This is a genomic window from Oleiagrimonas sp. C23AA (assembly GCF_011759385.1).
GTDB lineage: Bacteria > Pseudomonadota > Gammaproteobacteria > Xanthomonadales > Rhodanobacteraceae > Oleiagrimonas.
In genome coordinates, this window is record NZ_JAARLY010000022.1 from 1 (window position 1) to 1,306 (window position 1,306).

General features: G+C 63.2%; 1 protein-coding gene. It reads right to left on the reverse strand.

The window, feature by feature from the left end; all coding sequences use genetic code 11:
• Positions 1-3: 3 nt before the first annotated feature.
• Positions 4-1,224 (reverse strand): ISL3 family transposase, encoded by a 1,221-nt coding sequence (locus HBF24_RS17145; RefSeq protein WP_167175900.1) that lies wholly within the window; start codon positions 1,222-1,224, stop codon positions 4-6.
• Positions 1,225-1,306 lie beyond the last annotated feature (82 nt).

The window sequence follows — 1,306 nt, forward strand, 5'->3', positions numbered from 1 at the left end:
GGTTCATCGTGGAATACCGGGGAAGGCAGCGCGGATCTTGAGGAAGAAATAGTCCTGATCCCGGTAGCCGTAGGCCCGGCGCTTTATCACCTTGATGGTGTTGTTAATGCCTTCGACGATGCTGGTGTTCAGTGGGTGGTGGCATCGGGAAAGAATGCCGTGCAGATAAGCCTTGAGCCGTTGCGCGAATAGCGCCAGTGCTGCGATGCCGCTGCCTTGGGCTTGGTCAAACCAGTGCTCCCACGCTTGCCTGGCCCAGCGTGGCCGGCGGTAGAACCACAGCCGTTTCAGCTCATCGCGCATGAGATAGGCGGTGAGCAGGGGTTGGTTGGCCTGCAACAACTCCTTGAGCTGGATCGCTTGAGAGGGCTCCAGATGGTCCCGGTTGCGCAGCAGTAGCCAACGGCTGGACTTGATCACGCGCCGCGCCGGTCGATCATGGCGGAGCGTGTTCGCCTGATCGACGCGAACACGGTCGATGACCTCACGACCATATTTGGCGACGACGTGGAACAGGTCGAAGACCACCTCGGCGTTGGGACAGTGAGCCTTGATCTCCAGCTCGTAGGCCGTCGTCATGTCGATCGCCACCGCCTGGATCTGATCGGCCACGCCGGCGGGCAGTTGCTCAAAGAAGGCCCGGGCCGTCTCCCGTGAGCGGCCCGGACCGACCCACAGGACCTGGCGGCTGATGGGATCCACCACGACGGTGGCATAGCGGTGGCCCTTGTGCAGGGCGAACTCATCCATCGCCAGATAGCGGATCTGGCTCCAGTCCGGCTCACGCACGCGGTCCTGCAGGGCCGCCTTGTCCAGCGCCTTGACGGTGTGCCAGCCGAGCCGGAAGAAGTGGGCCACCGCCAGGATGTTGCTGGAAAGAAGCAGTTGGCTCACCGCTTCGGCCAGCCGGTTGGTCACCCGCTGATAGCGACCCAGCCAGCTCAGCTTCTCCAGGCGCGGCCCCCCGCAGTGCTCGCACCACACCCGTCGGCGAGGCACCACCAGCACGACCCGAAGCGCAAACAGCGGAAGATCGCGGACCCGGCGAACGGTCGTCTCGTGCACCTGCCGGCATCGGCTGCCGCAATGCTCGCAATGCATCGTCTTGGCCGAAGGCTTCAGATGGATCACCACCGTACGGCTATCACCCTCCGGCCACACGACTCGCTCCACCCGATACCCCTTCCAGCCGCCCAGCGACTCGATCGTCTTCCGATCCAGCATGGAACGCTCCTTAGACCCGCCCGGAAACGTCTAAGGTATCGATGCACGAGAGTCGGCTCCACGGAAACCTACGAAGAACCTT